At 58.1% G+C, this 878-nt stretch carries 1 protein-coding gene; it reads right to left on the bottom strand.

The annotated features are described in order from the left end of the window. On the bottom strand, positions 1-878 hold an 878-nt coding region (locus tag BP727_RS05345), incomplete at both ends, for a nitrilase-related carbon-nitrogen hydrolase (protein WP_286857756.1).

Genomic DNA, 878 nt, shown 5'->3' with positions numbered 1-878 from the left:
GCTAAGGCCAGGGCATCGTCGATGCTGCTCTGGCGGGTGTAAGGCGAGGGCAGAAGAACGCCCAGGACGTTATTCGGCCCCAGGGCCTGAACGGCTATGGCTGCCACCAGGGAGGAGTCGATTCCCCCGGAAAGCCCCAGGAGGACGCTGGAAAAGCCGCATTTATGCACATAATCCCTCGTCCCCAGGACCAGGGCCCTCCAGATCTCCGCCTCGAAAGTGAAGTCGTCAGTAGCTATGATCTCTTTTGGCTCATCCAGGTCTGCTACTATGATATCCTCCTCAAATCCACGTCCTCTGGCAATAAGGCGGCCTGCGGCATCAAAAAAGCAGCTTCTACCGTCGAATATCAGATCATCGTTTCCTCCCACCTGATTGACAGAAAGGATGGGCAAGCAGTGCTTTTTGGCGAGATCTGATAGCCTTGCCTCCCGAAGGAGCTGCTTTCCCGCGGTGAAGGGGGAGGCGGACAGGTTGACTATAGCGTCAGCGCCTTTGGCCCGAAGCTCTGCAATGGGATCGGGCCGATCCTGCCTTTCGTTATCGCCGCTGCTCAAAAGAAGCTCGCCTATCAGTATGCCCAGTGATTGGCCCTCGATCTGCAGAACCCGAGGCTCCTTTCCCCGCAGGAAGTAGCGGCCCTCGTGGAATAGATCGCAACCATAGAGCATGCTCTTCTGAAAGGTCTCAGTCACCTTCCCTCCCCGGATCAGGGCAGCAGAGTTGAAAAGAGGGCGCTCCCCGGCGGAGGTGTCCGGCTCTGCCAGGCCCACCAGAACCGGAGGGAGGTCATCCAGCTCTTCGGCCAGCTCGTCCAGAGCCTGCCAGCTCCGCTCTACAAATTCCTCATTGAGAAGTAGATCGCATGGCGGATAGCC

Source organism: Methanosaeta sp. UBA356 (assembly GCF_002496465.1).
GTDB classification, from domain to species: Archaea; Halobacteriota; Methanosarcinia; order Methanotrichales; family Methanotrichaceae; genus Methanothrix; species Methanothrix soehngenii.
The sequence above is the reverse complement of the archived record's forward strand: the minus strand, read 5'-3'. Positions and strand labels throughout refer to the sequence as shown.